The sequence below is a fragment of the Streptacidiphilus cavernicola genome (assembly GCF_042510955.1).
In the GTDB taxonomy this organism is placed as follows: domain Bacteria; phylum Actinomycetota; class Actinomycetes; order Streptomycetales; family Streptomycetaceae; genus Streptacidiphilus; species Streptacidiphilus cavernicola.
Window position 1 is genome coordinate 143348 of sequence record NZ_JBHFAB010000014.1, and the last position, 17334, is coordinate 160681.

Sequence of the window (17334 nt, forward strand, 5' to 3'; positions counted from 1 at the left end):
CGATAGGGTGCGAACGAAGATCCGGTGGCGTCGAGGCGGGCCGTCGGGCGGGTAAGCGGGGAGCGCAAGGGGGCGGCATGCTCGACGGGTTGGGGGACTACTGCGCCGAGCTGCTCGCGGAGCACGCCGCGCCGTCCGTGTCCGTGGCGGTGGTCGAGCGTGGGGAGGTGGCCTTCGCCGGGGCGTACGGGGTGGCGGATGTCGCCGCGGGGCGTCCGGCCGGCACCGGTACCGCCTACGGGTTGGGGTCGATCACCAAACCGGTCACCGCCACCGCCGTCTGCCTGGCCGCTGACGAGGGCATGCTCGACCTGGACGCGCCGGTCCCCGGCCACCGCCGCGCGCCGCACCCGGCCCCGTCCCCGTTTCCCGCCCCGACAGTGCGTCAACTGCTGCAGCACCGGGGCGGGTTCGACCCCTTCTACTGCTGGGACTACGGTGACGGCGCACCGCTGATCGACCCGGACCGCTACGCCGTGCCGCAGCAGGCGCCCGGGGTGGGCTTCCTCTACGCCAACCTCGGCTACCGGATCCTCGGCCAGCTGCTCGAATCCGCGACCGGGCAGCCGCTGGGCGCGTACGTCCGGGAGCGGGTGTTCGAGCCGCTGGGGTTGGCCAGCGGCCACCTCGGGCCGTCCTACCCGGGCCCGGCGCCGGCCGCGGTGCGGTACACCGTCGACGGACGTGCCTACCCGGACTACGACTGCGGCCACCCCGGCGCCACCCTCGGCTGGGCGACCGCCACCGACCTGGCCCGCTTCGCGCAGTCCTACCACCGGCTGCTGAAGCCGGAGACCGCCGCGGCCACCCTGGAGGCACTGCCGCTGAACCGCCACCAGGGCTACGGGCTCGGCTGGAGCGTGTCGCTGGGCGGCGACGGGCCGGTGCTGCGGAGCCATGGCGGCGGGGGCGGCGGAACGGCGGCGATGGTGGTCGCCGTGGCCGAACTCGGGCTCTCGGTCGCGGTGTTGTCCAACACCACCGACAAGACGGTGCGCGACGCGGTGCTGCGGCGGGTCATGGAGACCCTGGTGCCCGGCTACACCCCCGACCTCATCTCGACGGTAGTAGACGACCCGGCCCGCCCGTTGGTCCTGCCGCCCGGCGTCTGGGTCGGCCGGATCAGCGCCCCGGAACGGGACATCCCGATCGAGCTCCGCGTGCTGGCGGATCGTCGCACAGAGCTGCGGGTGGAGGGGTTGAGCGCGACCGCCACGGCAGGCGCGTCGGCCGCCTGGGACCTGCGGGTCACCCTCCCGCTGCAACTCCCCACCGCCGACGCCCGGATCGCCAGTCCGGCCCTCGGCCTGGTGCTCCGCCGGGACGGGGACGAAGACGGGGACGGCGGACGGCTCTCCGGCAACGCCTACGCCTTCAAGGACGGCGACGCCGAGGGCCTGCTCGGCAACTTCCTCAGCCACCCGTGCGCCCTCGACCCGGCCTGACTTTGCATCAACTCCTCACCCGCAGGCGGCGATGACCGCGTCGCTGATCCTGCTCTCGTAGCGGGAGCCCTCGCGCTGTGGTGCGACCAGGTTGGTGAAGTGGACGAAGACCAGGTCCCGGGTCGGGTCGGCCCAGCCGAGGCAGGTGCCGCTGCCGTTGTGGCCGAAGGCGTGCGGGCTGCCCAGCTGCCCCATCGGCCGCCCGGCCTGCGGATCCGGTCCCGGCGGCCCCAGTTGGAAGCCGTGCGACCAGCGCACCCGCATCCGCAGGAACCGGTCGAGATCCCCCTCGGCCGCGGTGGACGGCCGCCTGGCCTCCTCGACCGAGGCCGGGGCCAGCACCCGCACCCCGTCCAACTCGCCGCCGCGCAGCAGCATGGCGTAGAACCGGGCCAGGTCGCGGGCGGTGGTCGAGAGCCCGGAGGCGGGGACGACGGCGCGGCGCACCGCGCGGCGGTTGAAGTACATCCGCCGGAGCCGGTCCGCGGCGCCCGGGGTGGAGATCAGCGGCACCGAGCGCCGCGCCAGCTCCCGGCTCAGGCCGAGGTGGGTGTCCCGCAGCCCCAGCGGTTCCAGGAACTCGCTCCGGAGCAGCTCGCGCACCGGGACGCCGCTGACCCTGCGCAGCAGTTCGCCGAGGATGTAGCCGTAGCTGATGATGTGGTAGGCGGCCACCTCCCCCGGCGGGTAGGCGGGCGCGGCCTGCTCGACCGCGCGTACCGAGCGCTCCCAGTCGGTGATCGCCCAGGCGTCGCGCAGCAGGCTGCGGGCCACCGGCAGCCCGGACCGGTGCTGCAGCACCTGGCGGACGGTGACCGCGTCCTTGCCGTTGGCGCCGAACTCCGGCCAGTACGCGGCCACCCGCTCGTCCAGGGCCAGCGCGCCGCGCTCGGCCAGTTTGTGCACCAGCAGCGCGGTCAGCGGCTTTCCGGCCGAGAAGGTCAGGAACAGGGCGTCGGGTGCGCAGCCGTACGCCCGGTCCAGGACCACCCTTCCGCCGCGCAGGACGCACAGCTGGCCCGCGGTGCCGCGCTCGCGGGCCAGGGCCCAGGCCTGCGCGAGCCGGTCCGGGTCCATCTCGGCCTCGGCGGCCGGGCGCTCCTCCCATGCGAACACGCATTCCCCCTGGTCAGATCGAATCAGCGCCGCACGCACGGGCGGTGTCTGCTGCGTCACCATCCTGGCACGCGGAGAAGCGTGCGAGGATGCCCGGTGTTGGCGTCGGTGCGGGTACACCGGTTCGGGTACGCGGGTTCGGGTACGCCGGTTCGGATGCGCGAGGTCGGGTACGCCGGTTCGGGTACGTTCGGATAAGCGGGAGAGCGGGAAAGAGGATGAGCGGCAATGGGTGATGTGATCCTGGTCCGGCACGGCTCGACGGACTGGAGCGAGGCCGGTCGCCACACCAGTTACACCGACCGACCGCTGACCGCCCACGGCGAGGAGCAGGCGCGCGCGCTATCCGGGATACTGGCCGAGCACCCGATCGCCTTCGCGCTGAGCAGCCCGCTGCTGCGGGCCCGCACCACCGCCAAGCTGGCCGGTCTGGACGACCCGCAGATCGTCCCCGACATGCACGAGTGGGACTACGGCGGCTACGAGGGCATCACCACCGACGAGATCCACCGGACCCGTCCCGGCTGGGACCTGTGGACCGACGGCGTGGTCCCCGGCCCCGAGGGCCACCCCGGCGAGTCGCCGGAGCAGATCGGCGCCCGCGCGGACCGGGTGCTGGCGCTGGTCGACGAGAAGCTGCGGGCCGCCGACGGCGAGGACGTGGTCCTGGTCGCGCACGCGCACTTCCTGCGGGTGCTGACGGCCCGGTACCTGGGCCTACCGCCGGCCGCGGGCTCGCTGTTCATGCTCGCCACCGGGACGATCAGCCGGCTCGGCACCGAGCACGGCAACCACGCCGTCGCCGCCTGGAACGAGCGCCCGCGCCGCTAGGGTCCCGCGCCGGGCAGGCGCTCGTTGCGCCGCTCGGTCAGGTCCGGCCCGCGCCGCTGGTGTCCCCCGCCGGGTACCGGGGTCTGCCCGGCGCATCGCGGCGAGGCCCCTTCCGGCCCGGTGACGATCTACCCTGAAGGCCATGCCCTGGACCGCGGCCCTCAAGAGCACCACCCGCTCCGCCTTCACCCTGGAGCGCGCCTACAACGAGCCGAAGCTCGCCCTGCGCGGCGCGCTCGGGGTGGCGATCGTGCTGTTCGGCGCGCTGGCCCTGGGCTCCCCCGCGCTGGCCACCTCCGCCGCGCTGGGCGCGTTCATCGCCGGGACCGCGACCTTCCAGCGCAGCTACCGGCCGCGTCCGGTGCTGGCGCTGGGCGCGGCGGCCGGACTGTCGACAAGTACCTTCATCGGCTATCTCGCCTCGCCCTGGCCGGTGCTGTTCGTGCTGGTCCTCGGCCTGTGGGCGTTCGCCGCCGGGCTGGCCTGGGCGCTCGGGCCGACCGCGGGCGTGGTCGCCTCCACCACCGTCTCGGTGATGCTGGTCGTGGTCAGCCTGCCGTCGAGCATCCCGCAGGCGGCCGAGCACGCGGGGGTGATCGCCGCGGGCGGCATCGTCCAGGCGCTGCTGGTGCTGCTGCTCCCGGTCCGGCGCTGGGGCGCGCAGCGGGACGCGCTGGCCGACGCCTACGCGTCGATGGCCGACTACGCCCGGCGGCTGCGGCACGACCCGTTCGCGCCGTTCGACCCCGAGGCGCTGATGACCGCGCGCACCGCCGCCGCGCTGACCCGGGGTCAGGCCCGGCGGCGACCGGCCGAGTTGGGTGGCCGACGGAACCCGATGGAGCGGATGCGGCCGGTGATGGCGGCGCTGGCCGACCCCCGGGTGGGCGCGGCGCAGGAGGGGCCGGAGCGCGACCGGGCCCGGGAGATCCTGGGCGCGGCGGCGGAGATCCTGGACGTGGTGGCGCGTTCGATCCGGACCGGGCTGCCGACCGAGGTGTCCGACCGCACCTACCGGGCGCTGGCCGTGCCCGCCACCGGACCGGTGCTCACCGGACCGGCCCGGCAGTCGGCGCTGCTGCTGATCGGCCTGCTCGCGGACGCCGCCGACTCGCTGGAGGCCCCGGCCGCGACCGGCCGCGAGACCAGCGCCGACGAGGTGGGCCACCTGCCGCGCCCCTCGGTGACCGAGATGCTGCCGGTGGCCGGGCACGCGGTGCGGCGCAACTGGAACCGCTCCTCGCCGGTGCTCCGGCACGCGCTGCGGGTCGGCGCGGTGGCCGCGCTCGGCGAGACCATCGGGCTGCAACTGCCGTTCGAGCACGGCTACTGGGCCCCGCTGACCGCGGTGATGGTGATGCGGCCGGACTTCTCGCAGACCTACTCCCGCGGCGTGGCCAGGATCGCCGGGACGGTGCTCGGCGTGCTGGTCGCCAGCGTGGTGCTGCTGCTGAGCGGCCCCGGCACCTGGGTCTGCGCGGGGCTCGCGGTGGCCTGCATCGCCGGCGCGTACACCACCATCCGCACCGGGTACGCGGTGATGAGCGCCTGCGTCACCGGCTATGTGGTGTTCCTGCTGGCCATGGACGGCAGCGGGGTCTTCAGCACCGGTGAGCAGCGGGTCGGCCAGACCCTGCTCGGCGGGGCGCTGGCACTGGCCGCCTACGCGGTCTTCCCGACCTGGCAGACGGTACGGCTGCCGGACCGGCTCGCCGCCTACGTCGAGGCCGGCGGGCGCTACGCCGCGGCGGCGGTGGCCGTCTACGGCGACCCCTCGGCGGCGAACCGGCGTGCCGTCCGGGAAACCCTGCTGGACCACCGGCAGGCCCGCGCCGATCTGCTGACGTCCAGTCAGCAGGCGGCGCACGAACCGGTCCGGCACCGGGGGCTGCGGCACTCGCAGGTCACCGCGGCCCGTTCGGCGATGGCGGCGCTGGGCCGCACCGCACTGCTGCTGGAGGCGCACCTCCCGGCGCCGCAGGCACGTCCGCCGCTGGAGCCGGTCCCCGGCGCGGCCCGCTTCGCCGGGGTGCTCCGCGAGGAGACCGCGCGGGCGGCGCAGGCGGTCCGGCTGGAACAGCCGGTGGACCTCGGTGCGGTCCGGCTGCACTACGACGCCTGGGCCCTGGAGGTCGCCGCCCCGCCACCGGCCGGGGATGCGACGGACGCCGCGGTCACCGCGGGCGCGGGGGCCGGTACCGACCCGGCGGAGTTGGTGCTGCGTGACGCCGGATACCTGGTGGACGCCTTGGAGGGGCTGCAGAAGGCCCTCGGCGACTGACCTTTCCGAACGGTCGGTAGGCTGCACGGCGTCCGCCCGCCGTGATTGTTCGAGAGGTCCGAGAGCTCCGAGATGTTCGAGATGTCCCAGCCGCCGATATCCGGCTCCGGCGCGTAGCCCGCCGATGCCTGCCCTGCTCTCCGCCTTCGTCCCGATCTGGCTGCTCACCGCCGCGGGCTGGGCCGCCGCCCGCAGCGGAGTGCTCGGCGAGCAGGCGGAGGCGGTGCTCGGGCGCTTCGTCTTCCACATCGCCATGCCGGCCTCGCTGCTGGCGATGCTGGCCCGCACCCCGCTGCGCGACCTCGCCGACCCCTCGCTGCTCGGCTTCGCCGCGGGCACGGTCATCGTGTTCCTGCTGGGGAAGTCCGCCTCCCGGCGGCTGTTCGGGCGGGACCCTGCCGACCAGGCGCTGGGCGGAATGGCGGCGGGCTACGTCAACTCGGCCAACCTGGGCATCCCGATCGCGACGCAGGTGCTGGGCAGCGCCTCGTTCGTGGTGACCGTGGTGCTGTTCCAGGTGCTGACGGTCACTCCGGTGATCCTGGCCCTGCTCGACCGGGGCACCCGCCGGTCGGACCGCTCACCGCTGCGCGACCTGCTGCTGCTCCCGCTGCGCAACCCGATCGTGCTGGCGTCGGCGGCCGGGGCGGCCCTCTCCGGCCTGCACTGGCAGCTGCCGACCGCCCTGTCCGGCTCCTGCACCCTGCTCGGCCAGGCGGCCGTCCCCACCGCGCTGGTCACCCTCGGCATGTCGCTGCACGGGCGCGGCGAGCGCGCAGCCGTGCCGGACGTGTCAGACGCCCCGGATGCAACAGCGACAGCAGCAGCAGCGGCAACAGCGGACGCCGCCGCGGACGCGCGGGCGCTCGCCGCCCGGGAGCTGGCGCTCACCCTCGCCCTGAAGAACCTGGTCCAGCCCGCCCTCGGCTACCTCCTCGGCCGCTGGGTGCTGCACCTCTCCCCGCACCAGCTCTTCGCCGTGGTGCTCTGCTCCGCCCTGCCGACCGCCCAGAACGTCTTCGTCTTCGCCCGCGAGTACGGCCGTCCCACCGCTCTGCCCCGCAACGCGGTGGTCGCCTCGACCGTGCTCTCGTTGGCCACCCTCTCCCTGATCGGCTACCTGCTGGGCCCGGCAGGCTGAGCACCGGCGGCAGGCGGCTGGCTGCCGGGGCCGCTGGCGAGGTAGCTGGCGGACAGGTCGGCGTCGCCGTGGCCCAGCTCCCGGGCTCGGGCGAGCCGGGTGACCGCGGCTTCGGCCAGGTCGAGGGTGAGCCCGGCGGCGCGTCCGGCCCCGGCGATCAGCCGGGCGTCCTTGAGACCGCCCTCCACGGTGAAGTTCGGCGCGAAGTCTCCGGCCAGCATCGCCGCGCCCTTGGTCTGCAGGTAGACGTTGTCCAGCGGGCCGCCGGCCACCGCGTCCAGGAACGCGCGCGGGTCCACGCCGAGGCCCTCGGCCAGGGTCAGCGCCTCGGCGGTGCCGTTGACCAGGGTCAGCACCCAGCCGTTCAGCACCAGTTTGAGCCGGGTGGCCGCGCCGGACGCGGCGTCCTCGGCGAGCCAGCGGGTGCGGGCGCCGATCACCGCGAACACCTGGTCCGCGACCGCCCGCGCCGCCTGCGGGCCCGCGGCCAGCACGGTGAGCTGCCCGCTCTCGGCGGGCTGGCGGGTGCCCAGCACCGGCGAGTCGACCAGCAGCAGTCCGTGCTCGTGGGCGAAGCCGACCAGCTCGTCCAGGGCCTCGATGCCGACCGTGCCGCACTGGGTCCACACCGTGCCGGGGCGCAGCGCGGGCCCGGCGGCGCGCATCGCCGTCAGCGCCGACGGGCCGTCCAGCAGCACCGTCAGCACCACGTCGGCGTCCCGGACCGCCTCGGCCGGGTCGGCGGCGACCACCGCACCGTCGGCGGCGAGGGCCTCGGCGCGGGCCGGGGTGCGGTTCCACACGGTCACCCGGTGGCCCGCCGCGAGCAGGTTGCGGGCCATCGCCGAGCCCATGATGCCGGTACCGAGGAGGGCCACGTTGAGTGCGTTGTCGGTCATGGCCCCCACGGTACGGGCCCCGGCCGGGGTGGCGGCCACCGCCCCGGCCGGGGCGCCGGTGGGACGGTTCGACCCGTCGAGCCGTCAGCCCGCCAGCGCCAGCCCGTCAACCCGTCCGCGTCAACCCGCCGCCCTGACGTTCCGTCACCCGGAGGAGTGGACCTTGCGACCCGCCCTCGCCTCCTCGTCGGCCGCGCCGCCGCGGCCGACCAGGCCGCGCCTGGCGTCGGCGGTCGCCCGCAGCCGTGGTTCCAGCTTCCGCAGCTTCAGCGGGGCCACCCGGCCCAGCACCAGCGGGATCTGACCGCGGATCAGCTGGTAGCTGCGCAGCCAGGCCTGGGCGTAGACGTGCACCGAGCGCCGGGCGACGCCGTCCGCGAGCCGCTGCACGGCCGGGGCCAGCGGGTAGGTGCGGTTGGTCGGCCAGGGCAGCGAGGCGCGCATCTCCCGCATCACCTCGTCCTCGTCCGCGCCGCGCACCATGTCGGTGTCGGTCCAGCTCAGGTAGCCGACGCCGACCCGGACGCCGTGGTGGGCGACCTCCGCGCGCAGCGCGTGGGCGAAGGCCTCGACCCCCGACTTGCTGGCGCAGTAGGCCGTCATCAGCGGCGCGGGGGTCATCGCGGCGAGCGAGGCGATCTGCAGCAGGTAGCCGCGGGAGGCGATCAGCGCGGGCAGGAAGGCGCGCGCGGTGGTGGTGCTGCCGAGCAGGTTGACCTCGATCACCCGTTGGAAGGCGGCCGGGTCGGAGTCGAGGAAGCCGCCGCCGATGGCGATCCCGGCGTTGGCGACCACCACGTCGATCCGGCCGAAGCGCTCCACCACCTGGTCGGCTACCGCCCGCATCGCCTCCAGGTCGGTGACGTCGGCCTCCCACCAGCCGACTCCGCCGGGGTTCCCGCCGCACTCGGCGGCGGCCCGCTCCAGCTCCCCGGGCTCCAGGCCGACCAGGGCGACGGTGGCGCCGCGGGCGGCCAGGACCCGGGCCAGTTCGGCGCCTACCCCCCGGGCCGCGCCGGTGACCACGGCGACCTGGCCGGTGAGCGATGCGTTCTTCGGCATGTCCTGGTACTCCTTCAGACCGTGGCGGGGGTGGTGGCGGGGATCCGGACCAACTGGTACTCGGCGAGGTCGACGCTGCGGGTCTCGCGCCGGAAGTGGGCGGTGGTGCCGGGCCAGAGCACGGTGTTGTTGCCGTTGCCGTCCAGGTACCAGCTGCGGCAGCCGCCGGTGTTCCAGACGGTGCGGGCCATCCGCCGCTGCACCTCGGCGTTCCAGCGCTGCTGCGCCTCGGGGGTGACGTCCAGCGCCGCCGCGCCGGAGGTGTCGAGCCGGCGCAGGTAGTCGGCCAGGTAGTTCAGCTGGGACTCGATCATCAGCACCATCGAGCTGTTGCCGAGGCCGGTGTTGGGGCCGATCACGAACAGCAGGTTGGGGAAGCCGCTGACGGTGGTGCCGCGCAGCGCGGCCATGCCGTCCTTCCACTCCTCGCCGAGGGTGCGCCCGGCCGCGCCGGTGATCCGCGAGCCGATCGGCATGTCGGTGACGTGGAAGCCGGTGCCGAAGACGATGGCGTCGACCTCGTGCTCGGTGCCGTCGGCGGCGACCACGGTGCTGCCGCGCACCTCCCGCAGCCCGGAGGCGACCACGTCCACGTTGGGCTGGGCCAGCGCCGGGTAGTAGGTGTTGGAGAGCAGCACCCGCTTGCAGCCGAAGCGGTAGTCGGGGGTCAGCTTGGCCCGCAGCGCCGGGTCCTTGATGTGCTTGTCGATGTTGCGCTTGGCCAGCGCCTGGGCCGCCTTCAGCAGGCCGGGGCGCTTCACGAACGCGCCGACCTGGGACTCCCGGACGCTCCACAGCGCCGCGCGCAGCGCCCGCTGGGCGGCCGGGACGGCGCGGTAGAGCCGGCGCTCGGCGGAGGTGATGTCCCGGTCCATCCGCGGCATGATCCACGGCGGGGTGCGCTGCAGCAGCACCAGCTGCTCGACCTGCGGCTGGATCTTCGGCACGATCTGGATCGCGGACGCGCCCGTGCCGACCACGGCGACCCGCTTGCCGGTGAGGTCGTAGTCGTGGTCCCAGCGGGCCGAGTGGAACACCGCGCCGGGGAAGTCGGCCAGCCCCGGCAGGTCCGGCACGGAGGGGTCGGACAGCGGGCCGCAGGCGGCCACCATCACGTCGGCGGTGTAGCGGCCCTGGCTGGTGTCCAGCTCCCAGCGGGCGGTGGCCGCGTCCCAGTGCGCGCCGAGCACCTCGTGCTGGAACCGCAGGTGCGGGCGCAGCTGGAAGCGGTCGGCGATGCGCTCCAGGTAGGCGCGGATCTCGGGCTGCCCGGAGAAGGTGCGGGGCCAGTCCGGGTTCGGCGCGAACGAGAACGAGTAGAGGTGCGAGGGGACGTCGCAGGCGCAGCCGGGGTAGCTGTTGTCGCGCCAGGTGCCGCCGACGGATCCGGCCCGCTCCAGTACGACGAAGTCGGTGACGCCCTCCCGGCGGAGCCGCACGGCCGCCCCGAGACCGCCGAAGCCCGATCCCACGACCGCGACCCGTACGTGCTGGACCACCGTTTCGGTGCCGCTCATCCTGCCTCCCATCGTGCCAGTAATCAGTGGCTCAATCAGGAGACTAGAGCACGACCCCGCGCCCGGGAAGACTTATGACCCACCGGTAACAATGCATCCGCCGAGCAGGGTTGCCGTGCCCGTCCGCACCACCCAGATCCTGCTGCCCGCCAGGATCTCCGCCGACTGGCGTTTCAGGTTTTCCACGTCCACCGCTGTCGGCCAGCGTGTTCCGCTCTCCGACCAGCGCACGCCGCCGAGGTCGATGCCCGCCAGATCGACCGTGCCCAGGTCCGAGGTCGTGAAGTCGTTCAGGAACGTGTGCACCGAGTCCCGGCTCAGCGCGGGCGGTTCCCGGTCCAGAGCGGCGCCGATCGCGCGCCGGACCACGCCGGTACGGATGTCGGCCAGTTCGAGGTCGCGGGCGCGGACCCGGTCGGCGTCGCGGTGGAGATGGCGAACGAGATCGAGAGCGCCGGTGAGGGCCCGGTCGAGGTCGAGGTCGCGGGCCAGGTCGCTGGTGTCCTCGGCGTCGAGGTCGTGGGCCAGGTCGCAGGCGACGGCGAAGGCCAGGTCGCGGGCGAGGGAGAGCTCGAAGTCCCGGCTGCGTTCGAAGGCACGGTCCTGGCCCCGGGCTCGGATCCGGACGAGGTCGCAGGCCAGGGCACTGGCGCGGTCGAGCCCTGCGGCAAGGTCGTCGGCGAGACCGTTCGCCTGGTCGAGATCACGGGCGAGACCGAGAGCGCGGTCGAGGTCGCGGGCAAGGTCGTGGACCCGCGCGCTCACGAGGTCGAGGTCGAGGTCGACGCAGGGATCACCGTCACGGACCAGGGCGCGGTAGGCCGCTGCGACGCCGGGGTCAGCCCGAAGCGCCAGGCGGATCTCGGGGCTGAGCACGGCGTGGGATTGCCGCGAGGTGGAACCGGCTTCGATCGAATAGGGCCAGGCGGTCGACGCGGGTGGAGACGCCGACAGGATCGCGGCCAGGCCGGCTTCACCGTCGAGAGCGACGTCGAGAGCATCGAGGGCAGTGTCGTGGCGGCCCTGGAGCAGGATCTCGCGCAGCCCGGCTCCGGTGTCGAGGACGGTGTCGAGTCCGCTCAGGGAGCGTTTGTGCCGCCGCAGCCAGCGTTCCGCATCCCTGTCACGGGGATCGGGCCTCAAGGGGTGGACCACTGCTCCTCCTCCTTCTGCTTGAGGTAGGCGGTGGCCGCGCGCCGAGCCTTGGCCAGGTTGCCGCGCACGGTCTGTACCGGCAGTTGGAGTTGCTCGGCGGTGTCGCCGGGCGTGAATCCCGCCAGGGCCCAGGCCAGAACCTGGCGCTGTCGGGGCGGCAGGCTGCGCAGTAAGGGAAGTACGTCATAGCGGGCCTCCCATTCCGCGATGGCGTCCGGACGGGCCAGCAACGAGGTCGGTTCGGGGACTCGCTCGACCAACTGCTCCTCGACCGAGGCGGCACTGCGGACCAACGCACGCGAGGCCACCGTGTGCACCCAGGCTCGCGGATCCCGAAGGCCGCCCCAGTGCTGGTACGCCTTGGCCATGGTGTCCTGGGCGATGTCCGCGGCCAGCGGTAACGAGGCGTTCTGGTTGACCAGGAAGCCCACCAGGGGCCGAATCGTGACGCGGTAGAAATCGGAGAACTCCGCGTCGGCCAGGAGCCGCGCGTCGTGACATCCGTCCGCCGGGTCGCTGAGCGGGAGAGGGCCGGAAGCGACTGCCGGATGCTCCGGACCCTCCGATTGGTCTGGGGTGTTCACGCTGCCTGATCCTTCCCTGGCGCCGGGGAGCGGGTGATCGTCATCCGCAGTGGACCGCCGCTGCGCCGGTCCTCGAATTCCATCCGGCTGCCTGCGGGCACCGCTGCGGCGACGGCGCAAAGGTAGCGGCTCCGATCCCGCTCGCGGCGGCCCTGCCAGCGCAGCCGCAGCCAGAGCCCGAGCAGGCTGCATGCCTTTGCGGAGACGATCGAGGCGATCGTGGTGATGGCGGTGGCCGTGTCCATGCGGTCCTCTTCCTCGCGGCGCCGTGAAGGTCGTCATGAGTAAGAGCCTGAACCGACCATGATCGTGAACCCGGGCGTGCGGAATCCGGCGCGAGGGGGCGCACTACCGCGACACGCCCGGGATCGCGTTCGATCCGCGGCCCAGCCCGGTGAGGAGGCGCTCCAGGACCAGGCCTGCCTCCTCCCTGGCCCGGACGTGGTCGTCGGCCCGTGCGATGTAGAGGCTGGCCTCGGAGATCAGCGCCGCCAGCATCCGGGTCAGCGGCGCGACCGGCAGGTCGTCCACGTTGCCCTCACGGATCGCCTCGGTCAGCGCCTCCGCGAGCAGCACGTAGCCGTGCTCCTCGACCAGGGCGTCCCAGGCGCTGTGGCCCAGCACGGCGGGCCCCTCGATCAGTACGATGCGCTGGAAGTGCGCGTCGTTGCAGGCGTCCAGGAAGGACTGGAAACCGCTGCGCAGCAGCTGCCAGGCGTCGCCGGGCTGCTGCTCGGCCCGTGCGGTCTCCTGCTCCACCAGCCGCTGGGCCATCTCCTGGGCGCATTCGGCCATCACCGCGCGGAACAGGTCCGCCTTGTCCTTGAAGTGGTGGTACAGGGCCCCGCGGGTGACGTCCGCGGCGCTGACGATATCCTCCGTGCCGGTCGCGGCGTACCCGCGCTCGGCGAAGAGGTCACGCGCCGCGCGCAGGAGTGCGCGCCGGGTGTCCGCGACGTGCTCCGCGCGACGACTCCGTCTGATTCCGGGGACTGGCATACCTACATCCTGTTCCATACAGTCTGTATGTTAGTGGAGGGTCCCAACCCTGGGGCCCGGGGGAACGGAGACAGTGATCATGGGACTCCCACTCAATCTGACCGTCAAGATGGGCACCTACCTCCTCAAGCAGAAGATGCTTCGGCGGAAGAAGTTCCCGCTGATCGTGGAGGTCGAACCACTCTTCGCCTGCAACCTCGCCTGTGCGGGCTGTGGCAAGATCCAGGAACCGGCCAGCATGCTCAAGCAGCGCATGCCGGTCGAGAAGGTCGTCAACGCCGTCATGGAGGCGGGCGCACCGATGGTGTCGCTGGCCGGCGGCGAGCCGCTGATGCACCCGCAGATCGCCGAGATGACGCAGGCGCTGCTGGACAAGAACAAGTTCGTGGTGCTCTGCACCAACGCCGTGCTGCTGCCGAAGCACCTGCACAAGTTCAAGCCGAACCGGAACTTCGCCTGGATGGTGCACATCGACGGGCTGCGCGAGCGGCACGACGAGTCGGTGAGCAAGGTCGGCGTGTTCGACCAGGCCATCGAGGCGATCAAGCAGGCCAAGGCGGCCGGCTTCACCGTCTTCACCAACTCCACCTTCTTCAACAACGACAGCCCGCAGGACGTCATCGACGTCCTCACGTACCTCAACGACGACCTCAAGGTCGACCGGATGCAGCTGTCGCCCGGCTACGCCTACGAGAAGGCCCCGGACCAGGACCGCTTCCTCGGCGTCGAGCAGACCCGCACGATGTTCCGGAAGGCGTTCGCGGAGGGCCGCCGCAAGGGCTGGCGGCTCAACCACTCGGCGCTCTACCTGGACTTCCTGGAGGGCAAGGTCGACTTCGAGTGCACCCCGTGGGCGATCCCCTCGTACTCGCTGAAGGGGTGGCAGAAGCCCTGCTACCTGATGTCGGACGGGTACGTGGACACCTACCAGGAGCTGCTGGACAGCACCGAGTGGGACAACTACGGCCGCGGCAAGGACCCCCGCTGCGACAACTGCATGGCCCACTGCGGCTACGAGCCCACGGCCGTGCTGGCCACCATGGGCTCGCTCAAGGAGAGCCTGCGCGCCATCACCGCGGGCTGACCCGCCCGCCGTCCCCCTCCCCTCCCGGGCCCCGGAAATCGGCTCTGGCACAGTGCGCCGCGGCGTCACTACCATGAGCCGACTCCGGGGCCGGGGCAGAAGAGAAGGGGGAGTCGGATGGCACCAGCCGATGACGATGCGTTCTACGTGCTCAGCGCGGTCCTGCTGACACCCGGGCAGTTCCCCAGCGTGCTCGGCGACGACTACCCGGCCGCCTGCGCGGCCCTGGGCCAGGAGCCCTGGGCGGACGGCTACGGCCTGGTGTTCGGGCAGGACCGGGCCGGAGCCAGGTGGACCGTGGTCTGCGACGACGCCGCGCTGGTCGGCTGCGCCATCGCCGCCTGGGACTGCGGCATGCCCTACGACCTCTCCCCGCCGAAGCGCACCGTGGTGGACTCGCTGCCCGGCTGGCCGATCGGCCTCCCGCTGCGCACCCCGGGACTGCCCGAGCCGCACGACCCCGCCCCCGGTCCCGAGCACCCGGACCGGACGCCGCTGAGCCCGCCCGACCCGGAGGCCTGGGGCCCGGCGCAGCGGCGGCTGGGCGCGGACGAGGTCGCCAAGCAGTGGACCGCCTGGCGCGAGCGGATCAACGGCACCGCCGCCTTCGACCGGGCCACCGGCCAGGCACCCGCCGAGGACGTGGCCCGGGTGCTGGCCGAGGCCCAGGCCTACACCCGCGAGCCCCCGCCGGCCGGCCGGATCCGCTCCACCCCGGCCACCGGCGGCGCCCGCCTGGTCCGTGCCGACGGCCCCGGCTGGAGCCTGGCCGCGCGCACCGACGACATCGCGGTGGTGCTCCTGGACGAACGCCCCGGCGAGGTGGTCCCGGTCAGCCGCGGCCCCGAACTCCCGGCCCTGCTCCACGCCCTGGACCGGATGGCCCGCGCCTCGGTCTGAGCCGGCTCGCCCTCCCCTCGCCCGGACAGTACGGCGCCCCGGCCGCCGTGGAGGGGCGGCCGGGGCGTCGGGTCAGACGGTCAGGAGACGTTGACCGCGGTGTCGTCGATGACGAAGCTGGTCTGCAGGCTGGAGTCCTCGGCGCCGGTGAACTTCAGCGTGACCGTCTTCCCCACGAAGGACGAGAGGTTGACGCTGCGCAGGGTGTAGCCGGTGGCCTTGTTGAGGTTGGAGTAGGTCGCCAGCGTGGTGGTGGTGCTGCCGCTGGTCGCCGTGACCTTGAGGGTGTCGTAGGCGGTGGTGGTGGTCGTCTCCGCGGAGTCGATGTGGAGGTAGTAACTGAACGTGGCGCTGGTGCAGCCCGCCGGGACGGTGACCGACTGGGACAGGGTGTCGGTGTGGGTGGTGCCGTAGCCGTCCAGCCAGGCCTTCCAGCTGCCCGAGTGGGCCGGCTCGGCGCTGCTGCTGTCGATGACGCCAGCGCTGGCGGTCCAGGGTGAGGCGCTGCCGGTCTCGAAGCCGGCGTTGCCGAGCAGCTGGGCCGCGGTGCAGCCGCCGCCACCGCCGGAGCCGGTGATGGTCCAGGTGAAGGAGGCGCTGCCGGAGGCCCCGGTGGTGTCCTGGGCGGTGGCGGTGACCGAGTAGGTCCCGGCCGTGGTCGGGGTGCCGGAGATCAGGCCGGTCGAGGAGTTGACGGACAGTCCGGCGGGCAGGCCGCTGGCGCTGTAGGTCAGGGTCTGGCCCGACGCCGAGTCGGTGGCGTGCAGCTGCAGCGAGGCCGCGGTGCCGACGGTGCCGCTCTGGTTGCCCGGCGCGGTGACGCTCACCGTGTTGCCGGTGCCGCCGCCACCGCTGGTGAAGCCGGAGACGCCGTTCGGGGTGCCCAGACCGGTCGGGCCGTCGTAGCCGACGCCCGCGGTGCACAGGTAGCTCGGCGAGCAGGTGCCGTTGTTGCCGGTGGTCACGTCGTTCAGCGCGGTGGTGTGCTGGTACGGGTACTGCGCCGGGTAGGTGCCCGCCGCCGGGGTGCCCGCGTCGGCGTAGACGCTGGCGATGATCGGGGACGAGGCGCTGGTGCCGCCGTAGACGGCCCAGCCGCTGCCGCCGTAGGTCTGGTAGACCGCCACGCCGGTGGCCGGGTCGGCGACCGCGGACACGTCCGCGATGGTGCGCTTGGTGCAGCCGGTGTCGGTCTGCCAGGTGGGCTTGGCGTCGTAGGCGGAGCAGCCGGAGCCGCCGCCCTCGGTGCTGCTGGTCTTCCACACCGACTCGGTCCAACCACGGGCGTTGGAGGCCGTCTTGAGCGAGGTGCCGCCGACCGCGGTGACGTACTTGGACGCCGCCGGGTACTCGGCCCCGTACGCCTCGTCACCGGAGGAGACGGTGATGGCGACGCCGGGGTGGTTGAAGTAGCTGCTGTCGGACGCGGTGTCGGTGGAGTCCTCGGACCCGCCGTAGCTGTTGGAGACGAACTTGGCGCCCAGCGCCACCGCCTCGTTGACCGCGGTGCCCAGGTCGCTCATGTTCGCCGAGGTGGCCTCGACCAGGATGATGTGCGCGGCGGGGGCGACCGCGGAGACCATGTCCAGGTCGAGCGAGATCTCACCGGCCCAGCCGGAGTCCGCGGTGGGGTAGCTGGTGCCGCCGGTCTGGTTGACCTTCTTGAAGCAGCCGTTGGCCGTGGTGCAGGCGGAGAGCCCGAACTGGGTCCGGTAGGCGGCGAGGTCGGACTCGGCGTTGGGGTCGTCCTGCGCGTCCACGATGGCGACGGTCTGACCGGCGCCGCCGTTGGCCGGCAGCGCGTAGGCGCTGCGCAGGTCGGAGGGGCCGTAGCCGGAGGGCGTGGCGAGCGGTGAGACCGCGTGGGCCACCAGTGCCTGCGGCTGGGTGACGTCGGTGCGGACCAGGGCCAGGCAGGACATCTGTCCCAGATGGCTCGGCGCCGCGCAGACGCGCTTGACGTGGGCACCGGTCGAGGCGCTGCCCTGGGCCGCGTCGGCCGGAGCGGCGGCGGCGAGGACGCCGCCGATCAGTGCGGCGACGGAGAACGACGCGGCTGCGGCCTTGCGCAGACCGCGGCGCGGCCTTCCCGGCGAGGCACTGGGGGTGGTGCTGGGGGTGTGCAACGGACAGCCCTCCATGGGGGAGTGAGGACGGAACTCGGGTCCGCTCCCGTGGAGCGGCCCGCCACCGCACGGGGTAACCGGGCCAGGTAGGTCGGACACGACAGATCTTCATGTCCATGACATACTTGGGACACCTGACACCCCGTCGAGTGGTGCTCAGCGTGATGAAGATAGCGAATACATGACAACCACAC

General features: G+C 73.2%; 15 protein-coding genes. 6 read left to right on the forward strand and 9 right to left on the reverse strand.

Translation table 11 applies throughout. The annotated features are described in order from the left end of the window. Positions 1-77: 77 nt before the first annotated feature. Entirely contained in the window at positions 78-1445 is a 1368-nt protein-coding gene (locus ACEZDE_RS20135) for a serine hydrolase domain-containing protein (protein WP_380537709.1), read from the forward strand. 15 nt (positions 1446-1460) lie between these two features. On the opposite strand, the gene ACEZDE_RS20140 is transcribed toward ACEZDE_RS20135, so the two are convergent. Next, a complete protein-coding gene (locus ACEZDE_RS20140) occupies positions 1461-2561 on the reverse strand; it encodes a serine hydrolase domain-containing protein (RefSeq protein WP_380537710.1) in 1101 nt (366 codons plus the stop codon). Between the two features lie 228 nt (positions 2562-2789). Between ACEZDE_RS20140 and ACEZDE_RS20145 the strand changes: the two genes are divergently transcribed. The 3 genes from ACEZDE_RS20145 (at position 2790) to ACEZDE_RS20155 (ending at position 6814) form a co-directional block, all read left to right on the forward strand. Beyond that, entirely contained in the window at positions 2790-3392 is a 603-nt protein-coding gene (locus ACEZDE_RS20145; RefSeq protein ID WP_380537711.1) for a histidine phosphatase family protein, read from the forward strand. A gap of 142 nt (positions 3393-3534) precedes the next feature. Next, positions 3535-5673, forward strand: a complete 2139-nt coding sequence (locus ACEZDE_RS20150) for an FUSC family protein (RefSeq protein ID WP_380537712.1) — start codon at positions 3535-3537, stop codon at positions 5671-5673. Between the two features lie 124 nt (positions 5674-5797). Further along, positions 5798-6814 carry an AEC family transporter gene (locus ACEZDE_RS20155; protein WP_380537713.1) on the forward strand — a complete coding sequence of 339 codons (1017 nt, stop codon included), beginning with the start codon at positions 5798-5800 and terminating at the stop codon, positions 6812-6814. Here the strand turns inward: ACEZDE_RS20155 and ACEZDE_RS20160 are convergent. The 7 genes from ACEZDE_RS20160 to ACEZDE_RS20190 all read right to left on the reverse strand — a co-directional run bounded on the left by ACEZDE_RS20160 (position 6790) and on the right by ACEZDE_RS20190 (position 13030). Then, positions 6790-7713, reverse strand: a complete 924-nt coding sequence (locus tag ACEZDE_RS20160) for an NAD(P)-dependent oxidoreductase (protein ID WP_380537714.1) — start codon at positions 7711-7713, stop codon at positions 6790-6792. The two genes, ACEZDE_RS20155 and ACEZDE_RS20160, sit on opposite strands and share 25 nt — an antisense overlap. 144 nt (positions 7714-7857) lie before the next feature. Then, positions 7858-8775 carry an SDR family oxidoreductase gene (locus tag ACEZDE_RS20165; RefSeq protein WP_380537715.1) on the reverse strand — a complete coding sequence of 306 codons (918 nt, stop codon included), beginning with the start codon at positions 8773-8775 and terminating at the stop codon, positions 7858-7860. 14 nt (positions 8776-8789) lie between these two features. Next, the gene (locus tag ACEZDE_RS20170) at positions 8790-10292 is read right to left on the reverse strand and encodes a flavin-containing monooxygenase (RefSeq protein ID WP_380537716.1); all 1503 of its coding nucleotides are present in this window, start codon (positions 10290-10292) and stop codon (positions 8790-8792) included. 72 nt (positions 10293-10364) lie between these two features. Next, the gene (locus tag ACEZDE_RS20175; protein ID WP_380537717.1) at positions 10365-11447 is read right to left on the reverse strand and encodes a hypothetical protein; all 1083 of its coding nucleotides are present in this window, start codon (positions 11445-11447) and stop codon (positions 10365-10367) included. Then, entirely contained in the window at positions 11432-11878 is a 447-nt protein-coding gene (locus ACEZDE_RS20180; RefSeq protein WP_380537718.1) for an RNA polymerase sigma factor, read from the reverse strand. Before ACEZDE_RS20180 ends, ACEZDE_RS20175 begins: the two co-directional genes overlap by 16 nt. A gap of 149 nt (positions 11879-12027) precedes the next feature. Next, entirely contained in the window at positions 12028-12276 is a 249-nt protein-coding gene (locus ACEZDE_RS20185; protein ID WP_380537719.1) for a hypothetical protein, read from the reverse strand. A 103-nt stretch (positions 12277-12379) separates the two neighbouring features. Beyond that, positions 12380-13030, reverse strand: a complete 651-nt coding sequence (locus ACEZDE_RS20190) for a TetR/AcrR family transcriptional regulator (RefSeq protein WP_380537720.1) — start codon at positions 13028-13030, stop codon at positions 12380-12382. Between the two features lie 79 nt (positions 13031-13109). Between ACEZDE_RS20190 and hpnH the strand changes: the two genes are divergently transcribed. Continuing rightward, entirely contained in the window at positions 13110-14114 is a 1005-nt protein-coding gene (hpnH, locus tag ACEZDE_RS20195; RefSeq protein WP_380537721.1) for an adenosyl-hopene transferase HpnH, read from the forward strand. Between the two features lie 117 nt (positions 14115-14231). Next, positions 14232-15014: a hypothetical protein gene (locus ACEZDE_RS20200; RefSeq protein ID WP_380537722.1), complete on the forward strand. Its 783-nt coding sequence runs from the start codon at positions 14232-14234 to the stop codon at positions 15012-15014. Positions 15015-15094: 80 nt separating this feature from the next. On the opposite strand, the gene ACEZDE_RS20205 is transcribed toward ACEZDE_RS20200, so the two are convergent. Then, positions 15095-17140: a putative Ig domain-containing protein gene (locus tag ACEZDE_RS20205; RefSeq protein ID WP_380537723.1), complete on the reverse strand. Its 2046-nt coding sequence runs from the start codon at positions 17138-17140 to the stop codon at positions 15095-15097. Positions 17141-17334 lie beyond the last annotated feature (194 nt).